This is a genomic window from Pseudomonas brassicacearum, assembly GCF_003732265.1.
Lineage (GTDB): Bacteria > Pseudomonadota > Gammaproteobacteria > Pseudomonadales > Pseudomonadaceae > Aquipseudomonas > Aquipseudomonas brassicacearum_D.
Map to the genome: position 1 here is coordinate 1 of NZ_MOBK01000436.1, position 529 is coordinate 529.

Genomic DNA, 529 nt, shown 5'->3' on the forward strand with positions numbered 1-529 from the left:
GGCACTGAGCGAGAAGAATCGCGGCCTGCTGAGTAACCGTTCCCTCGGCTTCGCGTACCAGTTCCACAACTTGCAGCCGGAATTCACCGCGCTGGAAAACGTTTGCATGCCGTTGCTGATCGGCAAGACTGCGATCCCGCAAGCACGTCAGCCCGCCACGGCATTGCTGGACCGGGTAGGGCTGGGCCATCGCCTGGAACACAAACCGTCCGAGTTGTCCGGTGGCGAACGTCAGCGCGTCGCCATCGCCCGTGCCCTGGTGAACAAGCCAGGCCTGGTGATGCTCGCCGAGCCGACCGGCAACCTCGACTCCCACACCGCCCAGGGCATTCAGGATTTGATGCTGGAACTCAGCACCTCGATGCGCACCGCGTTCCTGGTGGTGACCCATGACATGAACCTGGCTCGCCAGACGGATCGCGTCCTGCATTTGCAGGAAGGTTGCCTGACGCCCATCTGATTGACCGAAACCCGGCGTCTTGAACGACGTCGGGTCTTTTATTTTTATACGGTGCCCAGCGAATGTTCA

Annotated in this window: 1 protein-coding gene; it reads left to right on the forward strand. The window is 60.9% G+C overall.

What is annotated here, in order from left to right; translation table 11 throughout:
* A partial coding sequence (locus BK660_RS32105; protein ID WP_123436474.1) for an ATP-binding cassette domain-containing protein occupies window positions 1–460 on the forward strand: 460 nt, incomplete at its 5' end.
* Window positions 461–529: the final 69 nt, after the last annotated feature.